At 61.8% G+C, this 18,169-nt stretch carries 12 protein-coding genes, 1 tRNA gene and 2 rRNA genes; 9 read left to right on the forward strand and 6 right to left on the reverse strand.

All coding sequences use genetic code 11. The features are described 5' to 3' along the window. Positions 1 to 4: 4 nt before the first annotated feature. The 7 genes from rrf (ACSBQV_RS24045) (at position 5) to aceK (ending at position 6,828) form a co-directional block, all read left to right on the forward strand. Positions 5 to 120: ribosomal RNA gene (gene rrf, locus ACSBQV_RS24045) — 5S ribosomal RNA — on the forward strand. A 14-nt stretch (positions 121 to 134) separates the two neighbouring features. Next, positions 135 to 210 (forward strand) — tRNA-Thr (locus tag ACSBQV_RS24050). 45 nt (positions 211 to 255) lie between these two features. Beyond that, positions 256 to 371, forward strand: a 5S ribosomal RNA gene (gene rrf, locus ACSBQV_RS24055). Positions 372 to 752: 381 nt separating this feature from the next. Then, a complete protein-coding gene (gene metA / locus ACSBQV_RS24060) occupies positions 753 to 1,682 on the forward strand; it encodes a homoserine O-acetyltransferase MetA (protein ID WP_033651194.1) in 930 nt (309 codons plus the stop codon). A gap of 374 nt (positions 1,683 to 2,056) precedes the next feature. Then, positions 2,057 to 3,655 carry a malate synthase A gene (gene aceB, locus ACSBQV_RS24065; RefSeq protein WP_099784428.1) on the forward strand — a complete coding sequence of 533 codons (1,599 nt, stop codon included), beginning with the start codon at positions 2,057 to 2,059 and terminating at the stop codon, positions 3,653 to 3,655. A 41-nt stretch (positions 3,656 to 3,696) separates the two neighbouring features. Next, positions 3,697 to 5,004 (forward strand): isocitrate lyase, encoded by a 1,308-nt coding sequence (aceA, locus tag ACSBQV_RS24070; protein ID WP_033639246.1) that lies wholly within the window; start codon positions 3,697 to 3,699, stop codon positions 5,002 to 5,004. A gap of 69 nt (positions 5,005 to 5,073) precedes the next feature. Next, positions 5,074 to 6,828 carry a bifunctional isocitrate dehydrogenase kinase/phosphatase gene (gene aceK / locus ACSBQV_RS24075; RefSeq protein ID WP_099784426.1) on the forward strand — a complete coding sequence of 585 codons (1,755 nt, stop codon included), beginning with the start codon at positions 5,074 to 5,076 and terminating at the stop codon, positions 6,826 to 6,828. A gap of 1 nt (position 6,829) precedes the next feature. On the opposite strand, the gene ACSBQV_RS24080 is transcribed toward aceK, so the two are convergent. From ACSBQV_RS24080 to iclR, 5 genes are all read right to left on the reverse strand, one after another. Next, entirely contained in the window at positions 6,830 to 7,471 is a 642-nt protein-coding gene (locus ACSBQV_RS24080) for a bifunctional 4-hydroxy-2-oxoglutarate aldolase/2-dehydro-3-deoxy-phosphogluconate aldolase (RefSeq protein WP_025304481.1), read from the reverse strand. A 54-nt stretch (positions 7,472 to 7,525) separates the two neighbouring features. Continuing rightward, the gene (gene edd, locus ACSBQV_RS24085; RefSeq protein WP_060448003.1) at positions 7,526 to 9,340 is read right to left on the reverse strand and encodes a phosphogluconate dehydratase; all 1,815 of its coding nucleotides are present in this window, start codon (positions 9,338 to 9,340) and stop codon (positions 7,526 to 7,528) included. Between the two features lie 98 nt (positions 9,341 to 9,438). Then, positions 9,439 to 10,776 carry a gluconate transporter gene (gene gntU, locus ACSBQV_RS24090; RefSeq protein ID WP_025304479.1) on the reverse strand — a complete coding sequence of 446 codons (1,338 nt, stop codon included), beginning with the start codon at positions 10,774 to 10,776 and terminating at the stop codon, positions 9,439 to 9,441. Continuing rightward, the gene (gene gntK, locus ACSBQV_RS24095; protein WP_004936645.1) at positions 10,773 to 11,312 is read right to left on the reverse strand and encodes a gluconokinase; all 540 of its coding nucleotides are present in this window, start codon (positions 11,310 to 11,312) and stop codon (positions 10,773 to 10,775) included. Before gntK ends, gntU begins: the two co-directional genes overlap by 4 nt. 252 nt (positions 11,313 to 11,564) lie before the next feature. After that, a complete protein-coding gene (iclR, locus tag ACSBQV_RS24100; RefSeq protein ID WP_004936648.1) occupies positions 11,565 to 12,395 on the reverse strand; it encodes a glyoxylate bypass operon transcriptional repressor IclR in 831 nt (276 codons plus the stop codon). A gap of 196 nt (positions 12,396 to 12,591) precedes the next feature. Here iclR and metH point away from each other — a divergent pair, with 196 nt between their 5' ends. After that, positions 12,592 to 16,287, forward strand: a complete 3,696-nt coding sequence (gene metH / locus ACSBQV_RS24105; RefSeq protein ID WP_089195244.1) for a methionine synthase — start codon at positions 12,592 to 12,594, stop codon at positions 16,285 to 16,287. A 38-nt stretch (positions 16,288 to 16,325) separates the two neighbouring features. On the opposite strand, the gene ACSBQV_RS24110 is transcribed toward metH, so the two are convergent. Then, positions 16,326 to 17,036 carry a UTRA domain-containing protein gene (locus tag ACSBQV_RS24110; protein WP_042785476.1) on the reverse strand — a complete coding sequence of 237 codons (711 nt, stop codon included), beginning with the start codon at positions 17,034 to 17,036 and terminating at the stop codon, positions 16,326 to 16,328. 193 nt (positions 17,037 to 17,229) lie between these two features. On the opposite strand from ACSBQV_RS24110, the gene ACSBQV_RS24115 reads away from it, so the two are divergent. Beyond that, on the forward strand, positions 17,230 to 18,169 hold a 940-nt coding region (locus tag ACSBQV_RS24115), incomplete at its 3' end, for an ABC transporter substrate-binding protein (RefSeq protein ID WP_434991565.1).

Here is an 18,169-nt window from a genome sequence, read left to right on the forward strand (position 1 = left end):
TTTGCCTGGCGGCAATAGCGCGGTGGTCCCACCTGACCCCATGCCGAACTCAGAAGTGAAACGCCGTAGCGCCGATGGTAGTGTGGGGTCTCCCCATGCGAGAGTAGGACACTGCCAGGCATCAAATTAAGCGTGCTGATATGGCTCAGTTGGTAGAGCGCACCCTTGGTAAGGGTGAGGTCCCCAGTTCGACTCTGGGTATCAGCACCACTTTATTTAAAGTGGGTTTAGAAGTTCGGCAGAAAAAAGAATTTGCTTGGCGGCAATAGCGCGGTGGTCCCACCTGACCCCATGCCGAACTCAGAAGTGAAACGCCGTAGCGCCGATGGTAGTGTGGGGTCTCCCCATGCGAGAGTAGGACACTGCCAAGCATCAAATAAAACAACAAGCCTCATGCGAAAGCATGGGGCTTTTTGTTTTGTCTGTTATCTGGCGTTCTGCTCGAGCATGGGCATGCGAAAGGCCCGTCGGGAACGGGCCTTAACGCCGCTTGCGGCGGCCCCGCAGGGGAGAGTCTCAGGATGAGACGAATACTGTAGGACACTGCCAAGCATCAAATAAGCCAAGAGGCCATCCGAAAGGATGGCCTTTTTGCTTTCCGTGCCTCTCATCCTCCCTGCCAAGATCCTGACGCAGTTCGCTCAATGAAACATTTTCACCTTTCCGCTGAACGCTCGACATCGACGGAAAAAAACGCTATCTTCGGGCATCTAGAAGTCTAAACGTATAAATGGATGTGTGAGGGTTAAGCAATGCCGATTCGTGTTCCTGATGAGTTACCTGCGGTCAATTTCTTGCGCGGTGAGAATGTCTTCGTGATGACATCCTCGCGGGCAAAAACACAGGAAATCAGGCCGCTGAAAGTGCTGATCCTCAACCTGATGCCAAAGAAGATCGAAACGGAAAACCAGTTTTTGCGCCTGCTGTCCAACTCGCCGCTGCAGATTGATATCCAGCTGCTGCGCATTGACAGCCGCGAATCGAAGAACACGCCGGCCGAGCATCTGAACAACTTCTACTGCGACTTCGAGGATATCCAGAACGAGAACTTCGATGGCCTGATCGTCACCGGCGCGCCGCTGGGGCTGGTCGATTTCTGCGATGTTGCCTACTGGCCGCAGATCGAACGGGTGATCGACTGGGCCAAGCATCACGTTACCTCCACGCTGTTCGTGTGCTGGGCGGTACAGGCGGCGTTGAACATCCTGTACGGCATTCCCAAGATGACGCGCGAGGTGAAACTCTCCGGGGTTTATCCGCACCAAACGCTGCAGCAGCATGCGTTGCTGACGCGCGGCTTCGACGAAAGCTTCCTGGCGCCGCATTCACGCTATGCCGATTTCCCGACCGAGGTGATTCGCCAATATACCGACCTGGACATCCTGGCCGAATCCGAGCAGGCCGGCGCCTACCTGTTCGCCAGCAGGGATAAGCGCCTGGCGTTCGTCACCGGCCATCCGGAATACGATACAATGACGCTGGCGGGAGAGTATTGTCGCGACAACGAAGCTGGCCTCGATCCTGCCGTACCGCTCAACTACTTCCCCGATGACAACCCCGCACTGACACCGAAAGCCACCTGGCGCAGCCATGGCCACCTGCTGTTTTCCAATTGGCTCAACTATTACGTCTACCAGATCACGCCTTACGATCTGCGCCATATGAATCCGACTCTCGACTGATCTTTTCTGCCTGCCGGCGGCTGAATCGAGGCCGCCGCACTGCTCATCCTCTGCAAGCTCCTCTTTTTACCCGTCAATTCTCCCAAAAAACCATTGCCTAACAACGCGTTAGTCCGTCTTTGCAATTCTATTGGAACCGATTTCCTTACCTGTTGACCGTGTTATTTATCCTAACTAATTGATAATAAAGTGTTAATAAAATATTTAATAATAAAATGGAAATGGTTTTTGATTTTTATTTTTTGTTGGGTATTCTTAACGCTATCGGGATGAGATCTGACCAGTTTAGGATCGTTTCATCCGCCCTGATCCACAGTGATTTCTGATGAAAATGCGCCGGTCGCGCGGGCGCAACGATGGGAAGGAGCAAGGTCATGACGCAACAGATAGCAGGCACGGAATTAAGGTTTACGCAGGGTTTCGCCGCAGCGGAGCGCCAGGTGTTAACGGACGAAGCGGTTGAATTCCTGGCGGACCTGGTGGGGAAATTCACGCCGCGGCGCAACGAGCTGTTGGCGGCGCGTGCCCGCTGGCAGCAAAATATCGATCGCGGCGAATTGCCTGGGTTTATTTCGGAAACCACTTCCATTCGTGAAGGCAATTGGCAGATCCGCGGCATTCCGCAAGACCTGCGCGATCGCCGGGTAGAGATCACCGGGCCGGTCGAGCGCAAGATGGTGATCAATGCGCTTAACGCCAACGTAAAAGTGTTTATGGCGGACTTCGAAGACTCGCTGGCGCCAAGCTGGGACAAAGTCATCGACGGTCAAATCAACCTGCACGATGCGGTTAACGGCACCATCTCCTACACCAATGAAGCCGGCAAAATCTACCAGCTGAAACCGAATCCGGCGGTGTTGATCGCTCGCGTGCGCGGCTTGCACCTGCCGGAGAAGCACGTACTGTGGCGTGATGAAGCCATCCCCGGCGGCCTGTTCGATTTCGCGCTGTACTTCTACCACAACTATCGCCAGCTGCTGGCCAAGGGCAGCGGCCCGTATTTCTACCTGCCGAAAACCCAGTCCTGGGAGGAAGCGGCCTGGTGGAGCGATGTCTTCAGCTTTACCGAGGATCGTTTCGATCTGCCGCGCGGCACCATCAAGGCGACCGTGCTGATCGAAACCCTGCCGGCGGTGTTCCAGATGGACGAGATCCTCTACCACCTGCGCGATCACATCGTCGGTCTGAACTGCGGCCGCTGGGATTACATCTTCAGCTACATCAAAACGCTTAAGAACCACGGCGATCGCGTGCTGCCGGATCGTCAGTCGGTGACCATGGAAAAACCTTTCCTCAGCGCCTATTCGCGCCTGTTGATCAAAACCTGTCATAAGCGCGGCGCGTTCGCCATGGGCGGCATGGCGGCGTTTATCCCGAGCAAAGACGCCGAGAAAAACGCCTGGGTGCTGAATAAGGTGCGGGCGGACAAAGAGCTGGAGGCCAACAATGGCCACGACGGCACCTGGGTGGCGCACCCGGGCTTGGCGGACACGGTGATGGAGGTGTTCGGCAACGCATTGGGCGATCGTCAAAACCAGCTGGACGTGCTGCGTGAGCAGGATGCGCCGATCAGCGCCGCGCAACTGCTGGAGCCGTGCGACGGCGAACGCACCGAAGCGGGGATGCGCGCCAATATCCGCGTGGCGGTGCAGTACATCGAAGCCTGGATCTCCGGCAACGGCTGCGTGCCGATTTACGGTTTGATGGAAGATGCGGCGACGGCGGAGATCTCCCGTACGTCTATCTGGCAGTGGATCCACCACGAGAAGAGCCTGAACGACGGGCGCCCGGTCACCAAGGCGCTGTTCCGCCAGATGTTGCAAGAAGAGATGTTGGTGGTGCGTGAAGAAGTAGGGGAAGCGCGCTTTAACGCCGGCCGGTTCGAAGAGGCGGCGCGCCTGATGGAGCGCATCACCACGCAAGATGAATTAATCGATTTCCTGACGTTGCCCGGCTATGAGCTGCTGGCCTGAACTTTCCCAATCAACCCTACATGACTGAAAGGATAAAAATTATGTCTACCTCTCGCTCTCAACAGATCCAGCAGCTGGAACAGGAATGGAAATCGGCCCGTTGGGAAGGCATCACTCGCCCTTACAGCGCCGAAGACGTGATCAATCTGCGCGGTTCGGTCAACCCGGAATGCACCCTGGCGCAAAACGGCGCCGCCAAACTGTGGGCGTTGCTGAACGGCAAGGCGCGCAAAGGCTACGTGAACTGCCTGGGCGCGCTGACCGGCGGCCAGGCGCTGCAGCAGGCCAAAGCCGGCGTCGAGGCCATCTACTTGTCCGGTTGGCAGGTGGCGGCCGACGCCAACAGCGCAGCGGCCATGTACCCTGACCAATCGCTGTATCCGGTGGACTCGGTGCCGAAGGTGGTCGAGCGCATCAACAACACCTTCCGCCGCGCTGATCAGATCCAATGGGCGAACCAGATTGAGCCGGGCAGCAAAGGGTACACCGATTATTTCCTGCCGATCGTCGCTGATGCGGAAGCCGGCTTCGGCGGCGTATTGAACGCCTTTGAGCTGATGAAAGCGATGATTACCGCCGGGGCCGCCGGGGTGCACTTCGAAGATCAGCTGGCGGCGGTGAAGAAATGCGGCCATATGGGCGGCAAAGTGCTGGTGCCGACGCAAGAAGCGATCCAGAAACTGGTCGCCGCGCGCCTGGCGGCCGACGTGCTCGGCGTGCCGACGCTGGTGATCGCCCGTACCGACGCCGATGCGGCCGACCTGCTGACCTCTGACTGCGATCCGTATGACAGCGCCTTCGTCACCGGCGAGCGTACGGCGGAAGGCTTCTTCCGTACCCATGCCGGCGTCGAGCAGGCGATCAGCCGCGGTCTGGCTTATGCCCCTTACGCCGATATGGTGTGGTGCGAAACCTCAACGCCGGATCTGGATGCCGCCCAGCGCTTCGCCGACGCCATCCACGCCAAATACCCAGGCAAGCTGCTGGCCTACAACTGCTCGCCGTCGTTCAACTGGAAGAAGAACCTCGACGACCAGACCATCGCCCGTTTCCAGCAGGCGCTGTCGGACATGGGCTACAAGTATCAGTTCATCACGCTGGCGGGCATCCACAGCATGTGGTTCAACATGTTCGACCTGGCGCACGCCTATGCGCAGGGCGAAGGGATGAAACACTACGTCGAGAAGGTGCAGCAGGCGGAGTTCGCCGCGGTGGAGCGCGGTTACACCTTCGCGTCGCACCAGCAAGAGGTGGGCACCGGTTACTTCGACAAGGTCACCACCATCATTCAGGGCGGCGCCTCTTCGGTCACCGCGCTGACCGGTTCGACGGAAGAACAGCAGTTCTGATGCGGCAAGCTTGAAGACGTTTCACCCGGAGCCTGCATGCGCAGGCTTCTTTTTCTGGCGGGGGTAAGGATGGCGGCAAAACTGGAGTTGTTGATCGCACAGACGATCCTGCAGGGCTTCGATGCGCAGTACGGCCGCTTTCTGGAAGTGACCGCCGGCGCGCAGCAGCGCTTTGAGCAGGCGGATTGGCCGGCGGTGCAGCAGGCGATGAAAAAGCGCATCCATCTGTACGACCATCACGTCGGCCTGGTGGTGGAGCAGCTTAAATGCATCACCGGGCAGAAATATTTCGACGCCGACTTCCCCAGCCGGGTCAAAACGGTCTATATCGATCTGCTGCCGGACTACCCGCGATTTGAGATCGCCGAAAGCTTCTTCAACTCGGTCTATTGCCGGTTGTTCAAGCATCGCGATCTGACGCCGGACAAGCTGTTCGTCTTCAGTTCGCAGCCGGAACGGCGCTTTCGCGACATTCCGCGTCCGCTGGCGCGCGATTTTACCCCCAATGGCGATCTGCCGGCGATGCTGCGCAGCGTATTGAGCGATCTGCCGCTGCGGTTGCCGTGGGAGGATCTGACACGCGACATTCGCTACATCACTCAGGCGCTGCAACGCGCCTTCAGCCCACAGCAACTGACGGGGGCCACCTTCCAGATCGCCAACGAGCTGTTCTATCGCAACAAGGCCGCCTGGCTGGTCGGCAAGTTGCGCCTGGCCGACGGCGTTTATCCGTTCCTGTTGCCGATTCACCACAGCGAATCGGGCGCGCTGTTTATCGACGCCTGCCTGACCGGCAAGGCCGAGGCCAGCATCGTCTTCGGTTTCGCCCGCTCTTATTTCATGGTCTACGCACCGCTGCCGGCGGCGATGGTGGAGTGGCTGCGCGAGATCCTGCCGGGCAAGACCACCGCCGAGCTGTACATGGCGATCGGCTGCCAAAAACACGGCAAAACCGAATGCTATCGCGAATACCTGACCTTTATGGCGCACTCACAGGAACAGTTCATCATCGCGCCGGGCGTGAAAGGCATGGTGATGCTGGTGTTCACTCTGCCGTCCTTCGATCGGGTGTTTAAAGTGATCAAGGATGAGTTCGCCCCGCAGAAAGAGGTGACGCAGGCGCAGGTGATGGCTTGCTATCAGCTGGTGAAAGAGCACGATCGCGTCGGGCGCATGGCGGATACTCAGGAGTACGAAAATTTCGTCGTCGACAAGGCGCGTCTCAGCCCTGAGCTATTGGCGGAGCTGCGGCGTGAAGTGCCGGGCAAGCTGGAAGATCTCGGCGATCGCATCGTGATCAAACATCTGTATATGGAACGGCGCATGACGCCGCTGAACCTGTATCTGGAGCAGGCCAACGACCAGCAAATGCGCGATGCGATTGAAGAGTACGGCAATGCAATCAAGCAGTTGGCCGCCGCCAATATTTTCCCCGGCGATATGCTGTTCAAGAACTTCGGCGTGACGCGCCACGGGCGTGTGGTGTTCTACGACTACGACGAGATTTGCTACATGACCGAGGTCAACTTCCGCGCCATTCCGCCGCCGCGTTATCCGGAGGACGAGCTGGCCAGCGAGCCGTGGTACAGCATCGCGCCCAACGATGTGTTCCCGGAAGAGTTCCGCCGCTTCCTGTGCGGCGATCGGCGCATTCGGCAGGTGTTTGAAGAGTTGCACAGCGATCTGTTTACCGCGGAGTATTGGCGCGGGTTGCAGCAACGCATCCGCGAGGGGCATGTGGAAGACGTGTTCGCTTATCGCAAGAAGCAGCGGTTCAGCCAGCGCAGCGGGGCGGCGCTGCCGGCCGCCACCGCTGCGATGTAAATCAGGCCTGGGCGCCCGCGACGGCGGCGCGCGCCAGTTCGGTAATGCGCGCGTAGTCGCCGCTTTCGAGCGCGTCCGCCGGCACCAGCCAGGAGCCGCCGATGCACAGCACGCTTTTCAGCGCCAGATAGCTGCGGTAATTGTCCGGCGAGATGCCGCCGGTCGGGCAGAAACGCACCTGCGGGAATGGGCCGCCGATCGCCTGCAGCGCTTTTACGCCGCCGTTGGCTTCCGCCGGGAAGAATTTAAATTCGCGCAGGCCGTAATCCATGCCCTGCATCAGCTCGGAAACGGTGCTGATGCCCGGTATAAGGGGAATGGAACCGGCGGTGGCGGCTTTGAGCAGCTCGTCGGTCAGCCCTGGGCTGATGGCGAACTGCGCGCCGGCCTCGGTCACTTCCCGCAGCTGCTGCGGATTGATCACCGTACCGGCGCCGATGATCGCTTCCGGCACCTCTTGGGCGATGGCGCGAATGGCGTCCATGGCGCAGGCGGTGCGCAGCGTCACCTCCAGCACCCGCACACCGCCGGCGACCAGCGCTTTCGCCAACGGCACCGCATGTTCCAGCTTGTTGATCACGATGACCGGCACCACCGGCCCCGCCGTCAGGATCTGCTCGGCGCTTGTTGTCCACTTGTTCATGCTGACGTTCTCCTCTGTGGCCGCCGCCAGGCGGCGATGCGGCCAGGCTATCGATTAAAATTTGATGCAGCAGGCGCCCTGCTCGGCGCCTGACAGCTGGCTGCGCAGCGCGCCGAACAGCTCGCGGCCGCAGCCGATGTGTTCGGCGCTCAGATCGGGTTGGCAAGGCGTGCGCCGCGCCAACTCGTCGGCGTCGACCAGCACCTGCAGCTCGCCGCTGCGGCCGTTGACGCGGATCGGATCGCCGTCGCGCACTTTCGCCAGCAGGCCGCCGGTATAGGCTTCCGGGGTGACGTGAATGGCGGAAGGCACCTTGCCGGAGGCGCCGGACAGGCGGCCGTCGGTCACCAGCGCCACTTTGAAGCCGCGATCCATCAACACGCCCAGCGGCGGCATCAGCTTGTGCAGCTCCGGCATGCCGTTGGCCTGCGGCCCCTGGAAGCGCACCACCACCACGCAATCGCGATCCAGCTTGCCGGCTTCGAACGCCGGCACAATATCGTGCTGGCTGTCGAACACCACCGCCGGCGCTTCGATGATCTGGTTATCGGCGGGCACCGCCGAGGTTTTCATCACCGCGCGGCCCAGATTGCCGGCCATCACTTTGGTGCCGCCATGATGTTCGAACGGCTGGGCCACGCTGGCGATCACGCTGGCGTCGAGCGAGCCGGCCACGCCTTCGCGCCATACCAATTGGCCGTTGTCCAGCCACGGTTCCTGGGTGTAGCGGCGCAGGCCGAAACCGGCCACGGTGTGCACGTCTTCGTGCAGCAGGCCGTGTTGCAGCAGCTCGCGCACCACCAGCGGCACGCCGCCGGCGGCCTGGAATTGGTTGATGTCGGCCGGGCCATTCGGGTAGATGCGGCACAGCAGCGGCACCGCCTCCGACAGCTCCGAGAAATCGTCCCAGGTGATGATGATGCCCGCCGCCCGCGCCATCGCCACCAGATGCATGGTCAGGTTGGTGGAGCCGCCGGTGGCCAGCAGCGAAACGATGCCGTTCACCACCACTTTCTCGTCCACCAGGCGGCCGATCGGCAGGTAGTTGCCGGCGGTATCGGTCAGTCGGGTCACCTGGCGCGCGGCGGCATCGTTCAGCGCGTCGCGCAGCGGCGTGTCCGGATGGACGAAGGAGGCGCCCGGCAGATGCAGACCCATCACTTCCATCACCATCTGGTTGGTGTTGGCGGTGCCGTAGAAGGTGCAGGTGCCGATGCCGTGATAAGAGGCCGCCTCGGCCTCCAGCAGCGCCAAACGGTCGGCCTTGCCCTCGGCGTACAGCTGGCGCACGCGCACTTTTTCCTTGTTCGGCAGGCCGCTGCTCATCGGGCCGGCCGGCACGAACAGCGCGGGCAGGTGGCCGAAGGAGAGGGCGGCCATCACCAGCCCCGGCACGATCTTGTCGCAGATGCCGAGGAACAGCGCGCCGTCGAACATATTGTGCGACAGGCCGACGGCGGCCGACATGGCGATCACGTCGCGGCTCATCAGCGACAGCTCCATGCCGTCCTGCCCCTGCGTCACGCCGTCGCACATCGCCGGCACGCCGCCGGCCACCTGGCCCACGGCGCCCACCGCCTTCAGCGCCTGCTTCAGCCGCTGCGGGTAGTGTTCGTACGGCTGGTGGGCCGACAGCATGTCGTTGTAAGCGGTGATGATGGCGATATCGCTGCGCACCATGTTTTTCAGCGACGCCTTGTCATCGGGCTGACAGGCGGCGAAGCCGTGGGCCAGGTTGCCGCAGGCGAGCTGCGCGCGGTGGACGGTTTGGGCGCGGGCCGCTTCGATACGCGCCAGATAGGCGGCGCGGCTGGCCTGGGAACGGTCGATGATGCGCTGTGTGACACGGGACAAGGTTGGATTAATCATGCCTTCCTCACATTGCTGTTGTTATAGTCGCCGCCTGTGGCGGTGCCCCCGGGGGTGATTTGCAGCCCTGGTGTGCAAGGCCGGGGGCGATTTAGGATTTAAAACATCGTGAATGCAATCATGCCGATGGCGCCGCCGACGCTGCCCAGAATGGTTTCCATCACCGTCCAGGTTTTCAGCGTTTGCAGTTCGTTGGCGCCGGTGAATTTGCCGAACAGCCAGAAGCCGGCGTCGTTGACGTGGCTCAGCACGATGGAGCCGCCGGCGATGCAGATGGCCAGCGCGGCCAGTTGCCCGCCGTTCAGACCGAGCTGACTGGTGACCGGCAGCACCAGACCGACGGTGGTCAGGCAGGCGACGGTGGCCGAGCCCTGAATCACCCGCACCATGGCGGACAGCGCGAAGGCGGCCACGGCGATCGGCAGGCCGGCGCCGATCATGGCGTCACCCAGCGCCGGCCCCACACCGGAATCCACCAGGATCTGCTTGAACACCCCGCCGGCGCCGGTCATCAGCAGGATGATCCCGGCCGGCTGCACCGCAGCGGAACAGATGGCCAGGGTCTGTTCGTTGCTCATGCCGCGCGGTTTCGCCAGACCGTAAATCACGATCAGGCAGGCCAGCAGGATGGCGGTGAACGGGTGGCCGATAAACTCCAGCCACTGCTGCAGCTGCGAGCCGGGGGTGACCAGCCGCGCGCCGATGGTTTTCATGCCGACCAGCACCAGCGGGCACAGCACCAGCGCCAGGCTGAAGCCGAACGACGGCAGATTGCCCTTGGTCAGCGTCGGCTCATTCTCTTCCGGCGGCATCGGCCAGTTGACGAAACGGCTGATAAAGCTGCCGTACAGCGGGCCGGCGATCAGCATGCCGATCACCGCCGCCACCAGGCCGATGGCGATCATCCAGCCGAAATCGGCCTTCATCTGCGACGCCAGCAGCATCGGCACCGGCCCCGGCAGCAGGAAGGAGGCGGCGGCGGCCACGCCGGCGAACAGCGGGATCGCCAGCTTGACGATATTGCCGTCGGTGCGGCGCGCCACGGCGAACACGATGCCGATCAGCAGCACCACCGCCACGTCGAAGAACAGCGGCAGTGCGCAGATCAGCCCGGCGATGCCGAGCGCGTAGTGCGCCTTGCTTTGTCCGAATCGTTTCAGCAATTGCGCCGCAATTTGATCGAGCGCGCCGACCTCATGCAGGATCTTGCCGAACATCGCCCCGAGCGCCACCACGATCGCCAGGAAGCCCAGCGTGTCGCCCATGCCTTTTTGCATGGTGTCGGCGATGTGTTCCAGCGGCATGCCGGAGAAAATGCCGGCGGCGATGGACACCAGCATCAGCGCGACGAAGGCGTGCATACGTGCCTTCATCACCAGGAATAACAGCAGTAAAACCGAGCCGACTGCGGTACCGACCAGCGTTACGGTACTCACGCGCACACGTCCTGCGGCAGGAAGCTCTGGATATGGCGCACGGTATCGGCGATCACCGCGTCCAGCGGCTGATTGATGTCGATCGCCATCACGTCGTTCTCGTCGGCGCCCGGTTGCTCCAGCGCGGCGAACTGGGTGACCAGCATCTGCGGCTTGAAGAAGTGGCCGTTGCGCGCCGCCAGGCGGGATTCGATCACCGGGAACTCACCGTGCAGATAGATGAATGACAGGTTGCCGTTGCCGGCGCGCAGGCGGTCGCGATACTGCTTTTTCAACGCCGAGCAGACGATGATCGACACGTTGTTGGTGCGCTGCATGGCGAAGGCGGCGTCGTTGAGCGCGGCCAGCCACGGCGCGCGATCGTCGTCGTTCAACGCTTCGCCGGCGGCCATCTTCAGGATGTTGCTGCGCGGGTGCAGGAAGTCGCCGTCGAGGAAGCCGGCAGAGAGTTGGCGGGCCGCGGCGGCGGCGACGGCGGACTTGCCGCTGCCGGAAACGCCCATAACGACGTAAATGCGATTTTGATTGTTGGTCATGGCTTGGCTCCAAAACACCGGGTGACGTTACCTTCGTTCAGTTTGATTGTTACCGGTAACATGTTATCGGTAACATTGTCGAAGGAAGTTTGAGCGGTTGCAATGGGCTTTCGCCGTGAGGATCGTTAACTGTGATCGGCTTCAAGCTTTTTTCCTGTGCGCTAAACAGGATGCCGACAGCCTGTTACATGCTGACAACAGAGCATGGCAGGGGAGCAGGGGCGCACTGGGGCGCCCCTCGGATGAGCAGGATTAGCGCACGCCGCCGTAGGCCAGGCTGATCTCTTTCGCCGCGTGGATCACCAGCGCGCCCAGCTCGATCACGCGATCGTCGGTGATGCGCGACACCGGGCCGGAGATGGAAATGGCGGCGAAGGCTTCGCGGTGCTCGTCGAAGATGCAGGCCGCCACGCAGCGCAGGCCGAGCGCGTGCTCTTCGTCGTCAAAGGAGAAGCCCTGTTTGCGGATCTGCGCCAGCCCCTCTTTCAGGTTGTGCGGCGTCAGGGTATGCGGCGTGTAGGTGTGCATGCCTTTCTTGTGCAGCAGTTTGGTCACCTGATCGTCCGGCAGGGTGGCGAGGAACGCTTTGCCGGCGCCGGAGGCGTGCATCGGCAGTTTGCCGCCGATCGGCGCCGACATGCGCATCAGCGCCGTGCACTGCACCTGATCGATGATGATCGCCTGGTACTCGCTGGTATCCAGCACCGCCAGGTTGACGGTTTCGCCGGATTCCTCCATCAGGCGGCGCAGCGTCGGATGCACCATCGCCAGCAGGTTGCGGCTTTGCAGGAAGCTGCTGCCGACCACAAAGGCGTGCGAGCCGATGGTCCACAGGCCGAGATCGCCGACCTGGCGCACGAATCCCTGCTGCTGCATGGTGGTGAGCAGGCGGTGAGTGGTGGAGTTCGGCAGGCCGGCCTGCTGGGCCAGATCGGTCAGCGCCACGTTGCCCTGGGCTTCCGAAATGTATTCCAACAGTTTCAGGCCACGGGTCAACGATTGTACCTGACCGGTCGCCGCACTGGCGGCGGGGGCTGCTGCGCGGGGCTTCTTGCCGCGCTTGGCGGGAGCAGGGGTGGCCATGGGTGAGATTCCTTTTTCCGTATGATGGAATTCATTTTCGTTTTTTGTCGATGAATTGCAAGCCGCCGTCAGCTCATCGGAGGTGTTGGCGCACAACCTGAAAAACTCTCAATTGTCGCCTGGCCCTTTGTCCTTACAAGCTGTGCTAGGATGACTCGTTGGTTTTTGCGGCAGTTGAGCAATGGGCTGGATGGCAATGGAAGGGGTTACAGTGACGAATCGAGTAGAACAACTGCGCCGCCAGTTAGCGCAGCGCATTTTGGTGTTGGACGGCGGCATGGGCACCATGATCCAGAGCTACCGTCTGGATGAGCGCGATTTCCGCGGTGAGCGTTTCGCCGACTGGCGCAGCGATCTGAAAGGCAATAACGATCTGCTGGTGCTGACCAAGCCGGAAGTGATCACCGCCATTCATTACGCCTATCTCGAGGCGGGCGCCGATATCCTTGAGACCAATACCTTCAACTCCACCTCCATCGCCATGGCCGACTACCATATGGAGTCGCTGTCCGCCGAGATTAACTATCAGGCCGCCTGCCTGGCGCGCGCCTGCGCCGACGAATGGACGGCGCGCACGCCGGAAAAACCGCGCTACGTCGCCGGGGTGTTGGGGCCGACCAACCGCACCGCGTCCATCTCGCCGAACGTCAACGATCCGGCGTTCCGCAACATCTCGTTCGATGAACTGGTGGCGGCTTACCGCGAATCGACCCGCGCGCTGGTGGAAGGCGGCGTCGATCTGATCATGATCGAAACCATCTTCGACACCCTGAACGCCAAGGCCGCCGCTTTTGCGGTGGAAACCGAATTCGAAGCGCTGGGGGTGGAACTGCCGATCATGATTTCCGGCACCATCACCGACGCCTCCGGCCGCACCTTATCCGGCCAGACCACCGAAGCGTTTTACAATTCGCTGCGCCACGTCAAGCCGCTGACCTTCGGCCTGAACTGCGCCCTGGGCCCGGATGAGCTGCGCCAGTACGTCGCCGAGCTGGCGCGCATCTCGGAGACCTACGTCACCGCACACCCGAACGCCGGTTTGCCGAACGCCTTCGGCGAGTACGATCTGGATGCGGCCGAGATGGCGCGCCAGGTCGGGGAGTGGGCGCAGGCCGGCTTCCTCAATATTATCGGCGGCTGCTGCGGCACCACGCCGGAACATATCGCCGCGATGGCCAAGGCGGTCGAGGGCGTGCCGCCGCGCCGGCTGCCGGATATCCCGGTCGCCTGCCGCCTGGCCGGTCTGGAGCCGTTGACCATCGACGCCAACACCCTGTTCGTCAACGTCGGCGAGCGCACCAACGTCACCGGTTCGGCGCGTTTCAAACGCTTGATCAAAGAAGAGAAATACAACGAGGCGCTCGACGTGGCGCGCCAGCAGGTCGAGAGCGGCGCGCAGATCATCGACATCAACATGGACGAGGGGATGCTCGACGCCGAAGCGGCGATGGTGCGCTTCCTCAACCTGATCGCCGGCGAGCCGGATATCGCCCGGGTGCCGATCATGATCGACTCCTCCAAGTGGTCCGTTATCGAGAAAGGCCTGAAATGCATTCAGGGCAAGGGCATCGTCAACTCGATCTCGATGAAGGAGGGCGAAGAGGCCTTTATCCACCACGCCAGGCTGGTGCGCCGCTATGGCGCCGCGGTGGTGGTGATGGCGTTCGACGAAGTGGGCCAGGCGGACACCCGCGAGCGCAAGTTCGAGATCTGTCGCCGCGCCTATAAAATTCTGACCGAACGCGTCGGTTTCCCGCCGGAAGACATCATTTTCGATCCGAACATCTTCGCCGTCGCCACCGGCATCGACGAGCACAACAACTACGCCGTCGACTTTATCGAAGCCTGCGCCGACATCAAAACCCACCTGCCGCACGCGATGATCTCCGGCGGGGTGTCCAACGTGTCGTTCTCGTTCCGCGGCAACGATCCGGTGCGTGAAGCGATCCACGCGGTATTCCTGTATCACGCCATTCGCAACGGCATGGACATGGGCATCGTCAACGCCGGGCAGCTGGCGATTTACGACGATCTGCCTGGCGAGCTGCGCGAGGCGGTAGAAGACGTGATCCTCAACCGTCGCGAGGACGGCACCGAACGCCTGCTGGAGCTGGCGGAAAAATACCGCGGCAGCAAAGACGGCGAAGCGGCGGTGCAGCAGGCGGAATGGCGCGGCTGGCCGGTGGAGAAGCGGCTGGAATACTCGCTGGTGAAGGGCATCACCGAGTTTATCGAACTGGACACCGAAGAAGCGCGGCAGCAGGCCGAACGCCCGATCGAAGTGATCGAAGGGCCGCTGATGGCCGGGATGAACGTGGTCGGCGATCTGTTCGGCGAGGGCAAGATGTTCCTGCCGCAGGTGGTGAAATCCGCCCGCGTGATGAAGCAGGCGGTGGCCTACCTGGAACCGTACATCGAGGCCAGCAAGCAGCAGGGCACCTCCGCGGGCAAAATCCTGTTGGCGACGGTGAAAGGCGACGTGCACGACATCGGCAAGAACATCGTCGGCGTGGTGCTGCAGTGCAACAACTATGAAATCGTCGATCTTGGTGTGATGGTGCCGACGGAGAAAATCCTGCGCACCGCGCGCGAGGAGAACGTCGACATCATCGGCCTGTCGGGGCTGATCACGCCGTCGCTGGACGAGATGGTCAACGTGGCCAAAGAGATGGAGCGCCAGGGCTTTACGCTGCCGCTGCTGATCGGCGGCGCCACCACCTCCAAAGCGCACACCGCGGTGAAAATCGAGCAGAACTACAGCGGCCCGACCACCTACGTGCAAAACGCCTCGCGCACCGTGGGCGTGGTGTCGGCGCTGCTGTCCGCCACCCAGCGCGACGAGTTTGTGGCGCGCACCCGCAAAGAGTATGAAACGGTGCGCATTCAACACGCGCGCAAAAAGCCGCGCACGCCGCCGGTCGATTTGCACAAGGCGCGCGCCAACGCCATGGCGCTGAACTGGGCCGACTATCAGCCGCCGGCGCCGCGGCAGCTTGGCGTGTTTCCGGTGTCGGCCGGCATCGAGACGCTGCGCCACTATATCGACTGGACGCCGTTCTTCATGACCTGGTCGCTGGCGGGCAAATACCCGCGCATCCTCGAGGATGAGGTGGTGGGGGAAGAGGCCAAACGCCTGTTCCACGACGCCAATCAGATGCTGGATCGGCTGGCCGCCGAGCGCAGCCTCAACCCGCGCGGCGTTTACGGCCTGTTCCCGGCCAACCGCGTCGGCGATGACGTGGAAGTATACCGCGACGAACGGCGTGACGAGGTGCTGGCGGTGAGCCGCCATCTGCGCCAGCAGACGGAAAAAACCGACTTCCCGAACTACTGCCTGGCGGACTTCGTGGCGCCGAAAAGCAGCGGCAAAGCCGACTACTTCGGCGCCTTCGCGGTGACCGGCGGGCTGGAGGAAGACGCGCTGGCGGCGGCGTACGACGCGCAACATGACGATTACAACAAAATCATGGTCAAGGCGCTGGCGGATCGTTTGGCGGAGGCCTTCGCCGAATACCTGCACGAACAGGTGCGCAAGCTGCACTGGGGCTATGCCGCCGACGAGAGCCTGAGCAACGAGGAGCTGATCCGCGAAAACTATCAGGGCATCCGGCCGGCGCCGGGTTACCCGGCCTGCCCGGAGCACACCGAAAAAGCGACCATCTGGCAGCTGTTGGACGTCAACCGCCACACCGGTATGGAACTGACGGAGTCCTTCGCCATGTGGCCGGGGGCGGCGGTATCCGGCTGGTACTTCAGTCACCCCGAGAGCAAGTACTTCGCGGTGGCGCAGATCCAGCGCGATCAGGTGGAAGACTACGCGGCGCGTAAAGGGATGAGCGTGAGCGAGGTCGAGCGCTGGCTGGCGCCAAACCTCGGCTACGACGCCGACTGACTTTCCTCTTTAAGGGCGCAGCGATGCGCCCTTGTCATTTACAGCGCTTCCACATCGATGTGCAGCGCGTCGTACCGCCAATACTCCAGGTCGCAATCGATCACCCTGTCGTGCTGATCGCGATTCACCCGCGTAATGAACAGCGCCGGGCTGCCGTAGGTCACCTTCAGCATGGCGGCGGCCTGCTGCGGCAGCAGGGTGGGCAGCATGTCGAAACGCACCCGGCCGTAGTGAATGCCGTAGCGCGCGGCGTACAGCGCGGTCAGCGACTGGGTGAGATCTTCGTCCAGAATGCCGGGGAAATAGGCCGGATTGAGGTAGTGCTCGCAGTACAGCACCGCGCGTCCGTCGATGTAGCGCAGCCGGCGAATGCGATAGGCCTGCGCGCCGGGAGGCAGCGCCAGGCGGCCGGCCAGCGGCGCGTCGAGCGTGACGACCGCGCTGTCGATCGCTTCGGTATGCGCGGCGCGCCCCTGCTGCTGCGCCATGGCGTGAAAATGGCTGCGCTGCAGCGGGTTGTAGATCAAACGTGGCGGCGAGATGAACCAGCCGCGCCGCACCTGGCGGTAGATGACGCCCTGCGCCTCCAACTGGCCGAGCGCCTCCTGCAAGGTAATGCGGGTGGTGGCGAATTGCTCGCTCAGGGCGCGTTCGGAGGGCAGCTTGCCGTCCACGGCGAACTCGCCGGCGGTGATGCGGGCGCTCAGCGTTTGGCAGATGGTGGCGACGGTCGTCGGTGCTTCACTCATACAGCGGGTGTCCCGTTTCAGTGCGTTTGGCCTTCCTTAAGGTAGACCAGCGTCGCGTTTTCGCCGTTGCAATGGGTGATAAAACTGTCGCTTTTTTAAGCTGACATATAATTATCACATTCGTCCGTTAGATTGGTTTGGTCCTTGCTGGACTAGTCCAGCCATCCCCACACTACCACCTGGAGCATCAGTTATGAAACGTTTGTGCGCTTCTGTGTTAACCAGTGCCATCGTGTTATCCAGCCAGATGAGCTGGGCCGCGGATACCGATCTGGCGGCGCTGGAGCAGGCCGCGAAGAAAGAAGGCGAAGTCAACAGCGTCGGCATGCCGGACAGCTGGGCCAACTGGAAAGGCACCTGGCAAGATCTGTTGAGCAAATACGGCCTGAAGCATGTCGATACCGACATGAGCTCCGCGCAGGAGATCGCCAAATTTGATGCGGAAAAGAACAACGCCACGGCGGACATCGGTGACGTCGGCGCGGCCTTCGGCCCGGTGGCGGTGCAGAAGGGGGTAACGCAGCCGTACAAACCGTCTACCTGGGATCAGGTGCCGGAGTGGGCGAAAGACAAAGACGGCCACTGGGCGCTGGCTTACACCGGCACCATCGCCTTCATCATCAACAAGCAGCAGGTGAAAGACATCCCGCACAGCTGGGCCGATCTGCTCAAGGGCAGCTATCAGGTCACCATCGGCGACGTCGGTACCGCGTCGCAGGCGGCCAGCGGCGTGCTGGCGGCCACCTACGCCATGGGCGGCAACGAGAAAAACCTCAAGCCGGGCCTGGAATTCTTCGGCAAGCTGGCCAAGGCCGGCCGCCTGAGCCTGAGTAACCCGGTGATCGCATCGCTGGAGAAAGGGGAAGTGCAGGTTGGCGTGGTGTGGGACTTCAACGGCCTGAACTATCGCGATCAGATCGACAAAACCCGTTTTGAAGTGCTGATCCCGTCGGACGGCTCGATCACCTCCGGCTACACCACCATCATCAACAAATACGCCAAGCACCCGAACGCCGCCAAGCTGGCGCGCGAATACATCTTCTCCGACGCCGGCCAGATCAACCTGGCGCGCGGCTATGCCCGCCCGATCCGCGCTGAACATCTGACGCTGCCGGACGACGTCAAGGCCAAGC

The sequence above is a fragment of the Serratia sp. B501 genome, assembly GCF_051172315.1.
GTDB lineage: Bacteria > Pseudomonadota > Gammaproteobacteria > Enterobacterales > Enterobacteriaceae > Serratia > Serratia ureilytica.

Bases quoted from the DNA above. Each gene is read 5' to 3' on its own strand.
- metA (WP_033651194.1), top strand. From the start codon at position 753: ATGCCGATTCGTGTTCCTGATGAGTTACCTGCGGTCAATTTCTTGCGC.
- aceK (WP_099784426.1), top strand. From the start codon at position 5,074: ATGGCGGCAAAACTGGAGTTGTTGATCGCACAGACGATCCTGCAGGGC.
- aceB (WP_099784428.1), top strand. From the start codon at position 2,057: ATGACGCAACAGATAGCAGGCACGGAATTAAGGTTTACGCAGGGTTTC.
- iclR (WP_004936648.1), bottom strand. From the start codon at position 12,395: ATGGCCACCCCTGCTCCCGCCAAGCGCGGCAAGAAGCCCCGCGCAGCA.
- gntK (WP_004936645.1), bottom strand. From the start codon at position 11,312: ATGACCAACAATCAAAATCGCATTTACGTCGTTATGGGCGTTTCCGGC.
- ACSBQV_RS24080 (WP_025304481.1), bottom strand. From the start codon at position 7,471: ATGAACAAGTGGACAACAAGCGCCGAGCAGATCCTGACGGCGGGGCCG.
- aceA (WP_033639246.1), top strand. From the start codon at position 3,697: ATGTCTACCTCTCGCTCTCAACAGATCCAGCAGCTGGAACAGGAATGG.
- edd (WP_060448003.1), bottom strand. From the start codon at position 9,340: ATGATTAATCCAACCTTGTCCCGTGTCACACAGCGCATCATCGACCGT.
- metH (WP_089195244.1), top strand. From the start codon at position 12,592: ATGGAAGGGGTTACAGTGACGAATCGAGTAGAACAACTGCGCCGCCAG.
- ACSBQV_RS24110 (WP_042785476.1), bottom strand. From the start codon at position 17,036: ATGAGTGAAGCACCGACGACCGTCGCCACCATCTGCCAAACGCTGAGC.